The organism is Rhodococcus sp. I2R (genome assembly GCF_020889545.1).
Taxonomy (GTDB): Bacteria; Actinomycetota; Actinomycetes; order Mycobacteriales; family Mycobacteriaceae; genus Rhodococcoides.
In genome coordinates, this window is the sequence record NZ_JAHUTG010000015.1 from 32,797 (window position 1) to 50,194 (window position 17,398).

The following is a 17,398-nucleotide window of genomic DNA, read 5'->3' on the forward strand; positions in this document are numbered from 1 at the left end:
GGAAATGCGTTCCACCAGGGCGTGGGACCTGATCGGCCTGGGGACCTTCGCTGCGGTGGCGACGTGGTTGCTGGTGCGATCGTTCTACGGGTCGTTGCCCCCGATCGGACCGCTCGCAGGAGCCTCGCTCTACCTGGTTGCAATCTTGGAAATCGGTCTCGCTTTCTACATACGCTCCCGCATCGGTGACCGAAGAATCGGCGACGGTCCCACCCAGCTTCACCCCATCACAGTGGCGCGTGCACTCGCCCTGGCGAAAGCATCTGCCCTGGTGGGGGCTGCCGTGGCAGGTGTCTGGATCGGATTTCTGCTGCATGTGCTCCCCATGGCCGCTACTGTGCGCGCTGCGTCCGCGGACCGGGTGGGTGCCATCGTCGGGCTAGTGGCGGGACTTGCCCTCGTCGGTGCTGCGCTGTGGCTCGAACACTGCTGCCGAACACCGAAGGACAACCCGGAGGGAAGTTGACCCACCGGCGCCGATGTGGTGTCGGGCGTAAAGTCGTGTCGGGAGTACTGCGCGAGCCCGTGGTGACCGAATTGTTGCGATCACACGGGCATCGTTGCTGTCGAGCTTGACCGGCCGAAGGCCCTCGGACGGTTACCCTGGGTTTCATGACCGAACCGACTCGCACGAAGGCAGGCCGCCGCGCGCGGCGCAGTGCGAGCCAGCTGTTCATCGCCGCGCTGGTGGTGTTCGGCGTTGTGGCGAGTGTGCTCCTGCTCTTCAGTGAAAATGTTCAGTGGCTTCGCGTCGGCCTCGTATCGGCGCTGTGGGCGGCGATCGTCGGCGCATTCGCCATGACCAAGTACCGCCGCGAGGCAGCCGCAGACCAGGCGAAAGCCAAGGACCTGCAGACCGTCTACGAGCTGCAACTCGCCCGCGAGATATCGGCGCGGCGGGAGTACGAGCTGGGCGTCGAATCTCGGATCCGAAGCGAGGTTCAACTCGAGACCAGCGAAATCGCGGCGCTGCGTACCGAACTTGCGCACCTTCGGAACAACCTGCAGATGCTCTTCGACGGCAACCTACCCGCCGAGCGGGTGGCTCTGCGCGCGGAAGCGATGCGGTTGCAGGAACTCGGTGGCGGCCGAAACTACGACAGTTATCAACCTGCTCCGTCGGGGCTCTACGTACCCGGACGGGGTGGACGCGGGTCGGGTGCCGAAGAACCTGTGCCGGGTCTGGCAACCCCCTACGACGAGCCGGTGACGGCGGAGACCTCGGTGCTGTACCCGGACACACCGATCGGCGACGAACCGCCCGCGGAGTACTCCTCGGCTCGCCAGCCCTACAACACGTCGTACAGCTCGCAACCGTACAACTCTCAGCACTCCGAGCCGGTGGCTCACGAGACTGCCCCGGAAGATGCCGCACCGGAAGAGGATGAGGTCGGTGTCCGGGTCGGCAGCCGCCGAATCCCGACGCCACCGCGGGTGTCCGGTCCGGTCGGGGGAACCTGGGTCGGCGAGGTCGACGACGCGTACACAACCCCCGCCGACGATGCAGCCCCGTACGATGCAGCCCCGTACGATGCAGCCCCGTCCGAGCCGTCCCCATTCGAGGCGGCGCAGGTCTTCGTTCCTGAGCCGCCGTACGAGCCCGAGCCGGCACATGAGCCTGAGGCGGCCGCGTTCGAGGAGCAGATTGCACCGGACGATGCTCACGGGATCGAAGAGACATCGCCGAACCAGTGGGATCTGCCCGAGCCGAGAGTGCGACGTCGGCGACGCGCCGAATCGGAGGCGACGGACTCCTCTGGAGCGCACTCCAACGGACGATCCGTGGCCGAGATCCTTGCGGACATGCAGTCGACGAGCAGCGAACCAAGCGAGCGCCGGCACCGTCGCCGTGCCGATTGACCAGTAGCGCAACCCCGGTTCGACGCTGAGTGAAATAGATCACTGCACTACAGCGTGGTCCGTGGCGCATCCGTGCGGTTATCCTCTTCTTCAGGACGTCTGGTACCCGCCGAGCGGGACTGGAACGAACGAGAGGAACTTTTTCAGTGGCCTCACATGGGTTCACTGCTGATCCCGCCCCGGCACGCTTGACGGTAGGAATCGTCTCTGCTGGTCGTGTGGGAACAGCCCTCGGCGAGGCTTTCGAGCGCGTCGGTCACCTGGTCGTCGGTTGCGCGGCGGTATCCGAGGCATCCTTGCGACGGGTACGAACGCGGTTGCCGGAATCGGAGATCCTTCCGGTGGACGAGGTGGCCAAACGAGCCGAGCTGCTGATACTGAGCGTTCCCGACACCGAGCTCGCGTCGATCGCAGCCGGTTTGGCCGCCACCGGCGCTATTGCACCCGGAAAAATCATCGTGCACACCTCGGGTGCCAATGGGATCGGTGTGCTGGCACCGCTGACGGCATGCGGTGCGATTCCGCTGGCCATCCACCCGGCGATGACGTTCACCGGCGTTCCCGAGGACACCGACCGACTGGCCTCGGCGTGCTTCGGCGTCACTGCGGCCGACGAGATCGGCTACGCCGTCGCGCAAGCTCTCGTGCTCGAGCTCGGTGGCGAGCCGGTGCACGTGGCCGAGGAGAATCGAACGCTCTATCACGCAGCGTTGGCGCACGGATCCAATCACCTGGTGACGTTGATCGCCGACGCCTTGGACGCCTTGAAGATCGCTCTGGACGGTCCCGGATTTCCCGGTATCGACACCGAACCGGAGGCCGCTCGACGTGTTCTCGCACCCTTGGTTACCGCGGCACTCGACAATGCGCTGCGGCGCGGGCAATCTGCATTGACCGGCCCTGTTGCACGAGGCGACGTCGCTGCCGTCGAAAACCATCTCGAGGTGCTCGGGAAGGTCGATGTGCGGATCGCCGCCGGGTACCGCGCGCTGGCGCTTCGGTCGGCGCAACGGGTGGGGTCCTCGGCAGAGTTGGTCGCATATCTGGAAGGCAAGAAATGACGCTTGCGGGCAGCTTCACGGCAGGGCATCTGACGGTGCATCACGACCCTTCGGTGGTTACATCGGTGTCCAAAGCTCTTCGGGCCGTTGGCAAAACGGTCGCGCTGGTGCCGACCATGGGGGCCCTGCATGCCGGTCACATCCATCTGGTGCAGCAGGCCAAGCGATCCGGGGCAGTGGTGATCGTCTCGATCTTCGTCAATCCGTTGCAGTTCGGTGTCGGCGAGGATCTCGATGCGTACCCTCGCACGCTCGAAGCAGACGTGGAGTTGCTGCGGGGCGAGGGTGTCGAACTCGTGTTCGCGCCGTCCGCCACCGACATGTACCCCTCCGGACCCCGGACCACCGTCCATCCCGGGCCGCTCGGCGGCGAACTCGAAGGTGCCTCGCGTCCCACGCATTTCGCCGGCATGCTCACCGTTGTCGCGAAGCTGCTGCAGATCGCTGCGCCACACGCTGCCTACTTCGGCGAGAAGGACTACCAGCAGTTGACGCTGATCCGGCAGATGGTGCGCGATCTGAATTTCGACGTCAAGATCTTCGGTGTGCCCACTGTTCGCGAACAGGACGGTTTGGCTCTGTCCTCGCGCAACCGCTACCTGGACGCGCATCAGCGCGATGCGGCCACGGGGTTGTCGGCGGCTCTGGTGGCGGGCGCACATGCCGCGGCCGGGGGAGCCGAGCAGATCCTGTCGACCGCGCGCGGTGTGCTCGAGGCAGTTCCGGAAGTGGAGGTCGATTACCTCGAGCTTCGCGGCGTCGATTTGGGGCCGCCTCCCGAACGCGGCGACGGAAGACTGCTCGTCGCGGCCAGGGTCGGCACGACGCGCTTGATCGACAACGTCGGAGTCGCCGTCGGAACAGGATTCCTCGAATATCCCGACGACCACCAGAACTGAAGGGAAACACTATGTTTCGCACCATGATGAAGTCGAAGATCCATCGCGCGACGGTCACGCACGCCGACCTGCACTACGTGGGATCGGTGACCGTCGACGAGGACCTGATGGACGCGGCAGATCTGCTCGAGGGTGAGCAGGTCACCATCGTCGACATCGACAACGGGGCGCGGCTGGAAACCTACGTGATCACGGGCGAGCGGGGCAGCGGAGTCATCGGAATCAACGGCGCCGCAGCGCACCTGGTCAATCCTGGCGATCTCGTCATTCTGATCGCCTATGGCGTGATGAACGAGCAGGAATGCAAGGATTATGCACCGAGCGTTGTGTTCGTCGACGAGAAGAACTCGCCCGTCGAGCTCGGCACCGATCCCGCGCACGCCCCGGAGGGTTCCGGTCTGATCACTCCGCGCTCGCTCCGGGCTGATTCGGTGCTGGTGTAGCAATGCTGCTTGCAGTCGACGTACGCAACACGTCCATGACGCTCGGCCTGTTCAGTGGCAGCGGCGATCACGCGAAGTTGCTGCGCGACTGGAGGATGAGAACGGATCCACGCGTCACGGCGGACGAGCTGGCGCTGATGCTCCGGGGACTCCTGGGCGGTGACGTCGACCAGATCACGGGGGTGTCCGCGCTGTCGACAGTGCCCTCGGTGCTGCGTGAGATGCGAACGATGCTCGGACGGTACTGGGAGCATGTACCACACGTGGTCGTCGAACCCGGTGTGCGGACAGGTGTTCCGCTGCTGGTGGACAATCCCAAAGAGGTCGGTGCCGACCGTATCGTCAATACTCTCGCCGCCCATGACCTCTACGGAAGTGCCTGCATCGTCGTCGATTTCGGCACCACCACCTGCGTGGACGTGGTTTCCGCCAGGGGCGAGTTCCTCGGGGGTGCGATCGCGCCGGGACTCGAGGTCTCGGCTGCTGCGATGTCCTCTCGCTCTGCTGCGCTGCGCGAGGTCGAGTTGGTACGCCCACGCTCGGTGCTGGGCAAGAACACCGTGGAAGCCATGCAGGCCGGTGCGGTGTTCGGGTTCGCGGGTCTGGTAGACGGCCTGGTCGGGCGCCTGCGACGTGAGTTGCCCGAGGCAGACAGCAAGGACGTGGCGGTCATCGGTACCGGTGAGAGTGCGCAGCTGATCATGGCCGAGAGCACCTCCATCGATCACCACGAGCCGGAGCTGACCCTCGAGGGTCTGCGGTTGGTGTACGAGCGCAATCTGGCGAAACGGCGTGCTCGCTAGCGCAGATTCCGGCGGTCGGCGAACCCGGCACTGGTCAAGAACGGAATGCTGTGCCAAAATCTTTACTCGTGACCACCTGCACGGGAACCCAGGAGTGTTGTCGAGGCTGACCTCTGCCTCGTTCAATTGCCTACCCTGGAGCGATTTCCGTGCTTTCCACACCTGTCTCAGGTGGACTGCTGTTCACCGATTCTGATCTTTTCGATTCATCCTCCGCTCTCGAGCAGACGCGCACCCGAACCCCACATACGACGGTGTTCGAACTCCTCGACGCCGTGGCACGAGGGGCCATCGTCGTCGACATCCGGCCGCAGGCGCAGCGCGCCGTCCAAGGGACGTTGCCGGGCGCGCTCGCCATCGAGCGCAACGTCCTCGAGGCCCGGTTGAATCCGACGAGCGACGCCCGACTCACCGTCGCGACCGACCGCGATGTCGAGTGGATCGTCATCTGCTCCGAGGGCTACACCTCCAGTCTCGCTGTGGCGTCGCTGCAGGAGCTGGGTTTGCACAGGGCGACCGATCTGGTCGGCGGCTACCGGGCGTTGCAGTCCGCGGGCTTGCTGGGGGTGTTGACCGGGGCCAGGCACTCTGTTCGGGAGGCAGAAGCGATCAGCGCGCACTGATTCTTGCCAAGCACTGATTCTTGTTTGTCGGGCACGGCAGATAAAGTGTGCGCCTGTGACTGATCCAGCTGCCCCCACTGCCGACGACACTCCGGAACAGCTACGGATTCGTCGTGCCAAGCGGGACCGGCTGCTCGAGCAGGGCCGTGAGGCCTATCCGGTTTCGGTCGCGCGCACGCATTCGCTCCGTGAGATCCGCGAACTCTTTCCCGAACTCGACGCCGACACCACCACCGGCCAGGTGGTCGGCGTCGTGGGGCGCGTCATCTTCGTCCGAAACACCGGCAAGCTCTGCTTCGCGACGCTGCAGGAGGGCGACGGTACCCAGTTGCAGGCCATGATCAGCCTGGCAGGTGTGGGTGAGGACGCGCTGGCGGCGTGGAAGTCCGATGTCGACCTCGGCGACTTCGCGTTCGTGCACGGCGAGGTCATCAGCAGCCGCCGCGGCGAGCTGAGCGTCATGGCCGACTCGTGGGAGATGGCGTCGAAAGCGCTCCGACCGCTGCCCGTCGCACACAAGGAATTGAACGAGGAGACGCGGATCCGCCAGCGCTACCTCGACCTGATCACCCGCCCGGAGGCTCGCGAGGTGGCGCGCAAACGCATCGCTGTGGTGCGCGAGCTGCGCAACTCCCTCGAGCGGCGCGGGTTTCTGGAGGTGGAGACTCCGATGCTGCAGACGTTGCACGGCGGTGCGGCGGCCCGCCCGTTCGTCACCCACTCCAATTCCATGGATACCGACCTGTATTTGCGGATCGCGCCCGAGCTGTTTCTCAAGCGCTGTGTCGTCGGCGGCATCGAGAAGGTCTTCGAGATCAACCGCAACTTCCGCAACGAGGGAGCTGACTCGTCGCACTCGCCCGAGTTCGCGATGCTCGAGACGTACGAGGCCTACGGGACGTACGACGATTCGGCGAAAATGACACGTGAACTCGTCCAGGAGGTCGCTCAGGCCGCGCTGGGCACTCAGGTGGTGGTTTTGCCCGACGGCACCACCTATGACCTGGGTGGCGAATGGACCACCCTCGAGATGTACCCGTCGTTGTCCGAGGCCATAGGCGTCACCGTCAGCCCGGACACGAGCGTCGACGAGTTGCTCGCCCTGGCGGACAAGGCGGGATTGGACGTTCCTCGCAAGGACGGGAAGCCGGTGTACGGGCACGGCAAGCTCGTGGAGGAGCTGTGGGAGCACCACGTCGGAGACGGCCTGTCCGCGCCGACGTTCGTCCGCGACTTTCCTGTCGAGACCTCCCCGCTCACCCGTCAGCACCGAAGCAAGCCTGGTATCACCGAGAAGTGGGACTTGTACGTTCGCGGATTCGAGCTGGCCACGGGCTACTCCGAACTGGTCGACCCAGTCATCCAGCGGGAGCGTTTCGAGGACCAGGCGCGGCAGGCCGCCGCCGGTGACGACGAGGCGATGGTGCTCGACGAGGACTTCCTCGCCGCCATGGAGCAGGGCATGCCGCCGACCACCGGCACCGGCATGGGAATCGATCGACTGCTCATGGCGCTGACCGGGTTGGGCATTCGCGAGACGATCCTGTTCCCGATCGTCAAGCCTCAGGTCTGATTGCGACGTTCCCGACCAGGGAGCGTGTTCGCCAGCAGCGGACAGAAAACGGGAAACGATTCGGCGCATTCCCGCGTTATGAACGGTAAGCACCGGTTGTAGGGGCCCGTGTCGGAGCCAACCGGTGACGCTACGGGGACCGAGGGTCGGCACGTGAACGAACGGCCAACTACAGTAAGGCTGTAGGCGCAGACGCAGCAGCGTAGGCGTGAGACTTACCTTCAGGTGCCGAGCGACCCCGCGTCACCGGATACTGTGGCGCTAGAAGACCTGGTGGGGTAGTGCTATCACCCACCAAGAAGTGAGGGAGAGCGATGTTCGAGAGGTTCACCGATCGCGCGCGGCGTGTTGTCGTCCTGGCTCAAGAAGAAGCCCGGATGCTCAACCACAACTACATCGGCACGGAGCACATTCTGCTCGGCCTCATCCATGAGGGTGAGGGCGTTGCGGCCAAGTCGCTCGAGTCGTTGGGCATCTCCCTTGAAGGAGTCCGCAGCCAGGTCGAAGAGATCATCGGTCAGGGTCAGCAGGCCCCGTCCGGTCACATCCCGTTCACCCCGCGCGCCAAGAAAGTACTCGAGCTCAGCCTCCGCGAGGCGCTGCAGCTCGGCCACAACTACATCGGCACCGAGCACATCCTGCTGGGTCTGATCCGCGAGGGCGAAGGCGTCGCGGCTCAGGTACTGGTCAAGCTCGGCGCCGACCTCAACCGCGTGCGGCAGCAGGTCATCCAGCTGCTCTCCGGTTACCAGGGCAAGGAGCCGTCCGAGTCCGGCGGCGGCGGGCGCGGCGAAGCAGGCACCCCGTCCACCTCGCTCGTGCTGGACCAGTTCGGACGCAACCTGACCCAGGCAGCTCTCGAAGGCAAGCTCGATCCGGTCATCGGCCGCTCGAAAGAAATCGAGCGTGTCATGCAGGTCCTGAGCCGCCGTACCAAGAACAACCCTGTTCTCATCGGTGAGCCCGGCGTCGGTAAGACCGCAGTCGTCGAGGGCCTCGCGCAGGCCATCGTCAACGGCGAGGTTCCCGAGACGCTCAAGGACAAGCAGCTCTACACGCTCGACCTCGGGTCGTTGGTTGCCGGTAGCCGTTACCGCGGTGACTTCGAGGAGCGCCTGAAGAAGGTTCTCAAGGAAATCAACACCCGCGGCGACATCATTCTGTTCATCGACGAGCTGCACACCCTCGTTGGTGCCGGCGCGGCCGAGGGCGCCATCGACGCGGCCTCGATCCTCAAGCCGAAACTGGCCCGCGGTGAGCTGCAGACCATCGGTGCGACCACCCTCGACGAGTACCGCAAGTACATCGAGAAGGACGCGGCACTCGAGCGTCGTTTCCAACCCGTCCAGGTCGGCGAGCCGACCGTCGAGCACACCATCGAGATCCTCAAGGGTCTGCGCGATCGCTACGAGGCTCACCACCGCGTCTCGATCACCGACGGTGCACTCGTCGCAGCCGCGACGCTGGCCGACCGCTACATCAACGACCGGTTCCTGCCTGACAAGGCCATCGACCTCATCGACGAGGCGGGCGCGCGGATGCGCATCCGCCGGATGACCGCGCCGCCAGACCTGCGCGAGTTCGACGACAAGATCGCCGATGCACGCCGGGAGAAGGAATCGGCCATCGACGCTCAGGACTTCGAGAAGGCCGCGAACCTGCGCGACAAGGAAAAGCAGCTGGTTCATCAGCGCGCCGAGCGCGAGAAGCAGTGGCGTTCCGGTGACCTCGACGTCATCGCCGAGGTCGACGACGAGCAGATCGCGGAGGTCCTCGGCAACTGGACCGGCATCCCCGTCTTCAAGCTCACCGAGGAGGAGACCACGCGTCTGCTCCGCATGGAAGACGAGCTGCACAAGCGCATCATCGGACAGGTGGAGGCCGTCAAGGCAGTCTCCAAGGCCATCCGTCGTACGCGTGCGGGTCTGAAGGATCCCAAGCGTCCGTCCGGCTCGTTCATCTTCGCCGGTCCGTCCGGTGTCGGTAAGACCGAGCTGTCCAAGGCGCTGGCGAACTTCCTGTTCGGCGAGGACGACGCGCTCATCCAGATCGACATGGGCGAGTTCCACGACCGCTTCACGGCCTCTCGTCTGTTCGGTGCACCTCCCGGATACGTCGGCTACGAAGAGGGTGGCCAGCTCACCGAGAAGGTTCGCCGCAAGCCGTTCTCCGTCGTGCTGTTCGACGAGATCGAGAAGGCGCACCAGGAGATCTACAACACCCTCCTGCAGGTGCTCGAGGACGGCCGTCTCACCGACGGTCAGGGACGCACGGTCGACTTCAAGAACACCGTGCTGATCTTCACCTCGAACCTCGGTACCGCGGACATCTCGAAGGCAGTCGGCCTCGGCTTCTCATCGGGTGAGGGCACCGGCTCGAACTACGAGCGCATGAAGTTGAAGGTCAACGACGAGCTGAAGAAACACTTCCGCCCCGAGTTCCTCAACCGTATCGATGACATCGTCGTGTTCCACCAGCTCACCAAAGACGAGATCATCCAGATGGTCGACCTCATGCTCAACCGCGTCGAGGGTGCGCTCAAGAACAAGGACATGGCCCTCGAGGTCACCGAGAAGGCGAAGTCCTTGCTCGCCAAGCGCGGGTTCGACCCCGTCTTGGGTGCGCGGCCACTGCGTCGCACCATCCAGCGCGAGATCGAGGATCAGCTGTCGGAGAAGATCCTCTTCGGCGAGATCGAGGCCGGCCAGATCATCCTGGTCGACGTCGAGAACTGGGACGGCGAAGGCGCAGGCGAGGACGCGAAGTTCACGTTCCGCGGCGAGAAGAAGGCCATCTCGGTTCCCGACGCTTTGCCGGTCGACCTGGCCAAGACCTCGGGCGACGACGGCGAGTAACTGTTCACACGAAGCGGGCCGCACCTATTACGGGTGCGGCCCGTTTTGCTGTTCCGCGGCCCCACCCTTTCGGCATGAATGGACCATCGCAACGGTCAGACGGTTGCAATGGTCCATTCATGCGGGCGGGGCGCGGGCGTGGCGAGGGCGGGGCCGGGGCGGGGAATGCGGGCGGGGCGGGATCCAGGGCGGATTTCGCACGCCGAAGGTGAGGCGAACTTGCGGACTCTGCGCTTGACTGGCGCCTGTGACTACCGTCGACAAGGGCTCGGTGCCCGCCCGCGCAGGGTTGGTGTTGTTCGTTCTCATTCTCGTCGCCGCCGTGGCGAACTTGAACCTGGCGGTGGCGAATGTCGCTCTCCCCGAAATCGGACGTGACTTCGACGCCAGCCAGACCCAGCTCAATCTGATCGCGGTCGCCTACTCCCTTGGCCTGGCTGCCTCGGTGTTGTATCTCGGCGCACTCGGCGACCGGTACGGCCGCAAGATGCTGCTGGTGCTCGGTATGGCGCTGTCCATGCCCGCGTGTGTCATCGCCGGATTCGCGCCGAACTTCGAGGTGCTGTTCGGGGCGCGGTTGCTCGGCGGCCTGTCCGCGGGCCTGGCTTACCCGACGACGCTCGCCCTCATCACCGCACTGTGGTCCGGGCCGGCTCGCACCAAGGCCATTGCGCTCTGGTCGGCGCTGGGCGGTGCCCTGTCGGCCCTGGGCCCGCTGCTGTCCGGGGCTCTCCTCGAAGTCTTTCCCTGGGGTTCGGTGTTCCTCGTATCGTTGCCGCTGGCGTTGGCGGCGCTCGTGCTCGCTGCGATGTTGGTGCCCGCCCATGTCAACGAGTCCACCGATCCGGTGGACAACCTGGGCGGCATGGTGTCGGTGCTGTTCATCGCAGCTCTGGTTCTGAGCATCAACTTCGCTCCGGTCGACGGAATGGGCACGATGGCCATCGGACTCGGACTCATCGCTCTCGCCGCCGGGACTGTGTTCGTCATCAGGCAGTCGCGCGCCAAGTACCCGCTCTACGATCTACGCGTCGCGAAGCGGCGGACGTTCTGGGTGGCTGCCCTGGCCGGAATCATCGTGTTCGGTTCGCTGATGGGCGTCATCTTCGTCGGACAGCAGTTCTTACAGAACGTCCTGGGGTACTCGACGCTTGCCGCCGGCGCGTCCACTCTGCCCGCTGCGATCGCAATGGTCATCGTCGCGCCGCAGTCGGCCAAGCTCGTCGAATCGCATGGTTCTCGGTTCACGCTCCTGCTGGGGTACCTCTTCATCGTCCTCGGCCTCGTGCTGGCGTGGGCGACCTGGAAAGAGGACGTGTCGTTCCTGCTGGTAGCCCTCAGCTACGTGCTGCTCGGCGTAGGCGTCGGTTTCGCGGGCACACCCGCGTCTCGTTCGCTGACGGGAGCGGTTCCGGTAGATCGAGCCGGAATGGCTTCGGGCACTGCCGATCTGCAGCGAGATCTCGGCGGGGCCATCATGCAGTCCGCACTCGGGGCTCTGCTCACGGCGGGTTACGCCGCATCGTTGACGAATCAGATCGCGAGTGCGCCCAACTCCGACCAGATCAGTGAACAGACTCAGGCGGTACTGACCAAGTCTTTTTCTTCCGCCGCCGACCTGGCCGAAAGATACCCGCAGTACAGCGACCAGATCATCGAAGCAGCGCGACAAGCTTTCCTCGACGGAGACCAGAAGTCGTACGCGGCGGCCATCGTCGTCGTATTGGCTGGTGCGGTGCTGGTGTTCTTCGCATTCCCTCGACACGACGAGGAGAAGCAACTGCTGGCCCAATATGCGTCGATCGATGCCGGGCGATCGAAAACCTCGGACCAGGAAGCCGGCTAGCCGGGGCGCAGCGGCGCAGTGAACCCCGACTTCGATCAGCGGTAGTCCTCTGGTTCGACCTTCGAGATGGGATACCTGGGTAACTGTTCGATCGCGAAGTCTGCAATCCTTGATCACATGGCCGATCCGACTGGTTTTCGGTGACGAATACCAGTCGGATCGTGGGTTCTGCTCGGGGAGACAAACGCATCGATGGTTGGGGGACCAGGAAGGACTGACTCGAAGTATGAGGTGGTCTAGGTTCCTCGTGTGGGTGCGGCTGGCGTCGCGGTATACCTGGCACTCCCCAACGGTTCCGCGCGAGTGACCCTCTACGCCATCCTGACGGTGGCGTGCCTGCTCGTTATCGCGTTCGCGAGCAACCACCGTCACGGTGAGAACCGGCTCTCTTGGGGACTGCTCACCGCGGGACTGGTGGGATGGGCGCTCGGCGACTTCATCTGCGCGGTACACGTTCTCGGGGAACGTCCCATTCCTCTCGTCTCTGTCGCCGACACTGCCTATCTCCTCGGTGAATGCGCCCTCGTCGCCGCGATGTTGGCGATACGGCACGGTGGTGAACGCGCCTTCCATATCGAGGATGTGCTCGAGGGGTTGATCATTGCCAGCGGATTGGGGCTGGCGGCGTGGATATTCGTAGTCGGGTCCCGAAGCGAGCGGCCGCTGGGATTCGACGCGTTCGTCGAATACTGGCCGGTGGTGTTCTATACCGGCGTCGACGGATTCCTGCTCGCGCTCATGGCGATACTGCTGCTGTCCAAGCGCGCCAGAACTGTCCCCTTCGTGCTGACGGCTCTTGCGTTTCTGTCGTTCGTGGTGACGGGGTGGATCTCGCACCTCGTCGCCGATGACCCTTCGTTCCGCGACGCCGAGCCTCCGAACTCCGGATGGTTGGTCGGGTATGTGCTCCTGGCAGCGGCCGCGCTGTATCCGGCTCGGAAATTGTGGGCAACGGACGAGGACTTCATCGGTCCGCGGCGGTCCATCGATCGCAAGAGGCTGACACTGTTGAGCGCCGCGATGCTGATCTCCGCGGTGGTGATGGGTATTCAGCTGGTCAGAGGCATACCGGTGAGCGAGTGGGGCTGGGTGATTCTGGGGACGTCGGTGGCGGCAGTCGCACTCGCCGGTGCCCGGATGGCGTACTTCCTGTCCGTGCTGCGTCGGCAGGCCGATGCGCTGTCCGTCGCCGCTGTCTCCGACCCCGTGACCGGGCTCGCGAACCGCACGCGCATCGGCACTCTGCTCGACGGCTCCCTGGCCGCAGCCGGAGCCGCTGACCGCGGTGTCGTGGTGTTCGTGGTGGACATCGATCGGTTCTCGCAGATCAACGAGACATTCGGGTACTCGGTGGGAGATCAGGTTCTGCGCGAGATCGGACAGCGCCTGGTTTCGGCCTCGTTGCCGGGTTCGGTGGTGGGACGGCTCGGTGGCGACCAGTTCGTCGTGGTCACCGATACCTCCCACATGCTGGTCCGCTCGGCTGAGCGCGCCGAGCAGCTTCGCCTCGCCGTCAGCCGGACGATGTTCGTTCGCGATATCAACGTTGCCCTCGACGCTACCGTCGGGGTGGCGGAATCGTCCGAGCTCAGCGCTATCGGTGCGGAGGAACTGCTACAACATGCGCACGTGGCCCTCGCCTCGGCCAAGTACGGGCTCGCACGCACATCGGTGTACGTGCCGTCGATGGACAAGGACCGGCACGAGCAGATGCGCCTGCTCGGCGAACTCGACACCGCACTGCGGCAACGCCAGTTGAGGGTGTACTTCCAACCCTGCGTGAACATCGAGTCGGGCACCGTGCGCGGAGTCGAAGCGCTACTGCGCTGGCAACATCCGCGTGACGGACTGCTTGCGCCGAACTCGTTTCTCCCCGATGCCGAACGGACCGGACTGCTCCCGGCTATCACCGCCTACGTCCTCGAGGACGCCCTGCGTTGCTGCGCCGAGATGCGGCACACTCGGCCACAGATGCACGTCTCGATCAACCTGTCGGTCCGAAACCTGCTCGATTCGACGCTCGTCGAACAGGTTTCCCAGGCGCTGGCCAGGCATGACGTCCCCGCCGATGCCGTCGAGGTCGAGGTCACCGAGACCACCGCAATGACAGATCCCCGACGCTCGGTCGACGCTCTGCTCGCGCTGCGGGATCTTGGTGTCTCCGTCGCTATCGACGATTACGGAACGGGCTACAGCACGCTGGCCTATCTGCGTGAGCTGCCGGTTCAGACCCTGAAGATCGACAAGTCCTTCGTGACCGAGATGAACAACGAGTCGATCAATGCCTCGATCGTGGGATCGACCATCGGTCTTGCCCGCAGTCTCGGAATGAGAGTCGTCGCCGAGGGGGTCGAGGACGCAGGGACGTTCGACAAGCTCCGCGACCTGGGGTGCGACGACGCGCAGGGGTTCTACTTCGGCCCTGCGGTCGCCAACGACGAACTCGACGCGCTCGTCGCACACATCGAAGCGATGGTGCACTCGCAGGCAGCTCCTGCCGACACGCTCGGCTAGGGGCCGCGGTCAGCTCTTCGCGGCCACGTCCAACACGACCTCGAACTCGAGCAGCGACGCGCCTGAAGCGACAGGCTTCGCGCCCTCACCGGAACCCTCGCCTGGCTTGGCGGCGTGTGCGGCTTTGGCGGGCCCGGCGGCCCACTCCTGGAAGGCCTCCTCGGTCTCCCACTGCGTGACGACGAAGTAGCGTTTTTCGCCCTTCACCGGTCGCAGCAGTTGGAACCCCAGGAATCCAGGGGAGCCTTCGACCGCTCCGGCCCGTGCCGCGAATCTTTTCTCGAGCTCCGGTCCGGCACCTTCGGGAACGTCGATTGCATTGATCTTGACGACAGCCATGACGGCCAGGGTACCGAAGTGACTACGATCGCAGGGATGCTGTACGACGAGGGTGGATCCGGCGATCCGATCCTGCTGTTGCACGGATTGATGGGCAGCGCGCAGACGTGGCGGCGTCAGGTTCCGTGGCTACGCCGGTTCGGTCGCGTGCACACCTATGACGCTCCGGGGCACCGGCGGCCGCCACCGTCCTCGCTCGATACCGAAGCGTTCGTCGAGGATCTGATTCGCCATGCCGAGGAACTCGGGCGCGTTACCGTCATCGGTCACTCGATGGGTTCACTGCACGGGTGGTGTCTGGCAGCGGCTCGGCCCGATCTGGTGTCGGCTCTGGTGGTGGAGGACATTGCGCCCGACTTCCGTGGCCGCACCGCCGACGCCTGGGCGGCGCTGATTCGGCGTTGGCCGCAACCGTTCACCACCGAGGACGAGGTGCGTGAGTACTTCGGCGACGTCGCAGGGCAGTACTTCCTCGACTCGTTCGAGCGCCGGGACGACGGCTGGTACCTGCACGGCGAGGTGTCGACGTTCGAGGCCATCTCGTCGGAGTGGGGCACGCGGCACTTCTGGTCGGAGTGGGACGCCGTCGAAGCCCCGACATTGTTGATCGAGGGTGCGTCGGGAATCACTCCGCCGGGGCAGATGGCCGAGATGCATGCGCGCAAGCCCAGTTCGAGCTACGTTCTCGTGCCGGATTCGGCGCACCTGGTGCACGACGAGCAGCCGCAGCGCTATCGCGAGGTGGTCTCGGGCTTTCTGGCCGGACTACGATGACGCAAATGTCGCAGGCACGGATCACGCAGGCACGAATAAACGGTACTGATATCAACTACCACCGCGAAGGCACCGGGCCGCTCGTCGTTCTGGTGATGGGGACCGGCAGCCCGGGACGGGTCTGGCATGCGCACCAGGTGCCTGCACTCGTTCGAGCGGGCTTCGGTGTGGTCACATTCGACAATCGTGGCATTGCGCCGTCGTCGGAAAGCTTCGACTCGATGGTGCTGGACGATCTCGTCGCGGACACCGCAGCGCTCATCGAGCACCTGGGTGAAACACGGGTTCGCGTCGTCGGCACCTCGATGGGGGCGCGCGTCACGCAGGAACTCGCGCTCGCCCGCCCGGATCTCGTGTCACATGCGGTGATGATGGCCACCTACGGTCGCTCCTCAGCGATGCAGAAGGCGATGGCGCAGGGCGAGCGCGATCTGTACGACGCCGGTATCACGCTGCCGTCCTCGTACCGGGCTGCGGTTGCCGCGATGAACAATTTCTCACCCGCAACGCTGCGCGACGAGCAGGCGATCGGCGATTGGCTGGCAGTTCTGGAATTCTCGGGCGGTGGTCGTTCGGCGGGCAGGCGCGCGCAGATCGGGCTCGAGATGCGAGCTGGGTCGGAGCGATTGGCCGCGTATCGCGCGATCACGGCCACGTCGTTGGTCGTCGGTTTCGCTGATGATCGCCTCATTCCCGTTCACCTGAGCCGCGAGGTTGCCCACGCCATCCCGGGTGCTCGGTACGAGGAAATCCCGGACACCGGTCACTTCGGCTACCTCGAACGGCCCGACGTGGTGAACAAGCTGCTGGTCGAGTTTCTGCGCTGATTCAGCCGCAGACGGGCGGACCGGCTGAATCGGCCGCGTCGCCCTCCCCGGCGAGAGCGAACAGTCCCGACGCCGTCTGCTCGATCAGCCCGTCGACGAGCAGCGAATCCAAGGCGCGGTTGCGTTGACCTGGATCGCTGGGCCAGACGATGTCCAGCTGCGCCCGATCGACCGGGCCGTCGCTTTCCCGTAGCACCGACATCAGCTTCCCCCGCACCTGACGGTCGGTCCCGGCGAACTTCTGAACCTTCTTCGCCGGTCCGGTGTGGGCGGGGCGACCGGCCGTGATCCAGGAGCACTCCGGCAGCGGACACAGCAGGCACGCGGGGTTCCTCGCGGTGCAGATCAGCGCACCGAGCTCCATCAGGGCGGCGGAATACCGGGCTGCTTCTGCGCGTCGCGAGGGAAGCAGGTACTCCACGTCGGCTAGATCGCGTTTCGTCGACGGATTGCCGGGCTCGGCATCCCCGTTCACCGCTCGTGCGACGACCCGTCTGACATTGGTGTCGACGACGGGTACCCGCTGCCCGTAGGCGAAGCAGGCGACAGCGCGCGCGGTGTACGCCCCGATCCCGGGAAGTCCGAGCAACGTTTCGACCTCACCCGGAACGACGTCACCGTGTTCGGTGGCGAGCACGCCCGCGCACTCGTGCAGCCGAAGCGCCCGACGGGGGTAGCCGAGCTTGCCCCACGCCCTGAGCACCTCGGCCTGAGACGACGCGGCCATCGCCGACGGAACGGGCCAGCGCTCGACCCACTGCTCCCAGATCGGCTCGACGCGCGATACCGGTGTCTGCTGCAGCATGATCTCGCTCATCAGGATCTGCCACGCCGTCACTCCCGGTCGTCGCCACGGGAGTTCGCGGGCATCGCTGTCGAACCATCCCAGAAGCGCGGCCCTGTCGATCGGCATCGGTGAATGCACCCTCTCGTTCTCGTTTGTCGGCATCTCGGGCCCACTGATGACGCGGCAACTGTGGC

Annotated in this window: 15 protein-coding genes; 13 read left to right on the forward strand and 2 right to left on the reverse strand. The window is 64.9% G+C overall.

Annotation, left to right across the window (positions count from 1 at the left end; all coding sequences use genetic code 11):
- Positions 1-4: 4 nt before the first annotated feature.
- The 11 genes from KVY23_RS16430 to KVY23_RS25145 all read left to right on the forward strand — a co-directional run bounded on the left by KVY23_RS16430 (position 5) and on the right by KVY23_RS25145 (position 14,477).
- Positions 5-466, forward strand: coding sequence for a DUF3180 domain-containing protein (locus KVY23_RS16430; protein WP_230557521.1), 462 nt, complete (start codon positions 5-7; stop codon positions 464-466).
- Positions 467-612: 146 nt separating this feature from the next.
- Positions 613-1,860, forward strand: coding sequence for a DUF6779 domain-containing protein (locus tag KVY23_RS16435; RefSeq protein WP_230557460.1), 1,248 nt, complete (start codon positions 613-615; stop codon positions 1,858-1,860).
- A gap of 146 nt (positions 1,861-2,006) precedes the next feature.
- On the forward strand, positions 2,007-2,921 hold the full coding sequence (locus KVY23_RS16440) for a Rossmann-like and DUF2520 domain-containing protein (RefSeq protein WP_075839440.1): 915 nt from the start codon (positions 2,007-2,009) through the stop codon (positions 2,919-2,921).
- Entirely contained in the window at positions 2,918-3,820 is a 903-nt protein-coding gene (gene panC / locus KVY23_RS16445) for a pantoate--beta-alanine ligase (protein ID WP_230557461.1), read from the forward strand. The genes KVY23_RS16440 and panC overlap by 4 nt, the downstream gene beginning before the upstream one ends.
- An 11-nt stretch (positions 3,821-3,831) precedes the next feature.
- Positions 3,832-4,263 (forward strand): aspartate 1-decarboxylase, encoded by a 432-nt coding sequence (panD, locus tag KVY23_RS16450; RefSeq protein ID WP_075839442.1) that lies wholly within the window; start codon positions 3,832-3,834, stop codon positions 4,261-4,263.
- A 2-nt stretch (positions 4,264-4,265) separates the two neighbouring features.
- Complete coding sequence (locus KVY23_RS16455; RefSeq protein WP_206510099.1) at positions 4,266-5,066, forward strand: type III pantothenate kinase; 801 nt, start codon at positions 4,266-4,268, stop codon at positions 5,064-5,066.
- Between the two features lie 179 nt (positions 5,067-5,245).
- Positions 5,246-5,689, forward strand: coding sequence for a rhodanese-like domain-containing protein (locus KVY23_RS16460; protein WP_268995196.1), 444 nt, complete (start codon positions 5,246-5,248; stop codon positions 5,687-5,689).
- 55 nt (positions 5,690-5,744) lie between these two features.
- Entirely contained in the window at positions 5,745-7,262 is a 1,518-nt protein-coding gene (lysS, locus tag KVY23_RS16465) for a lysine--tRNA ligase (RefSeq protein WP_075839444.1), read from the forward strand.
- Between the two features lie 314 nt (positions 7,263-7,576).
- A complete protein-coding gene (locus KVY23_RS16470; RefSeq protein WP_206510098.1) occupies positions 7,577-10,117 on the forward strand; it encodes an ATP-dependent Clp protease ATP-binding subunit in 2,541 nt (846 codons plus the stop codon).
- A 247-nt stretch (positions 10,118-10,364) separates the two neighbouring features.
- Positions 10,365-11,963, forward strand: a complete 1,599-nt coding sequence (locus tag KVY23_RS16475; RefSeq protein WP_206510097.1) for an MFS transporter — start codon at positions 10,365-10,367, stop codon at positions 11,961-11,963.
- 249 nt (positions 11,964-12,212) lie between these two features.
- Complete coding sequence (locus KVY23_RS25145; protein WP_230557462.1) at positions 12,213-14,477, forward strand: bifunctional diguanylate cyclase/phosphodiesterase; 2,265 nt, start codon at positions 12,213-12,215, stop codon at positions 14,475-14,477.
- Positions 14,478-14,486: 9 nt separating this feature from the next.
- On the opposite strand, the gene KVY23_RS16485 is transcribed toward KVY23_RS25145, so the two are convergent.
- A complete protein-coding gene (locus tag KVY23_RS16485) occupies positions 14,487-14,816 on the reverse strand; it encodes an antibiotic biosynthesis monooxygenase (protein ID WP_075839446.1) in 330 nt (109 codons plus the stop codon).
- Positions 14,817-14,852: 36 nt separating this feature from the next.
- On the opposite strand from KVY23_RS16485, the gene KVY23_RS16490 reads away from it, so the two are divergent.
- Together KVY23_RS16490 and KVY23_RS16495 are read left to right on the forward strand one after the other, a co-directional pair.
- On the forward strand, positions 14,853-15,590 hold the full coding sequence (locus KVY23_RS16490; protein ID WP_206510110.1) for an alpha/beta fold hydrolase: 738 nt from the start codon (positions 14,853-14,855) through the stop codon (positions 15,588-15,590).
- A 20-nt stretch (positions 15,591-15,610) separates the two neighbouring features.
- Complete coding sequence (locus KVY23_RS16495) at positions 15,611-16,417, forward strand: alpha/beta fold hydrolase (RefSeq protein WP_230557523.1); 807 nt, start codon at positions 15,611-15,613, stop codon at positions 16,415-16,417.
- 1 nt (position 16,418) lies between these two features.
- Here the strand turns inward: KVY23_RS16495 and KVY23_RS16500 are convergent, their stop codons facing one another.
- Complete coding sequence (locus tag KVY23_RS16500) at positions 16,419-17,330, reverse strand: A/G-specific adenine glycosylase (RefSeq protein ID WP_230557463.1); 912 nt, start codon at positions 17,328-17,330, stop codon at positions 16,419-16,421.
- Positions 17,331-17,398: the final 68 nt, after the last annotated feature.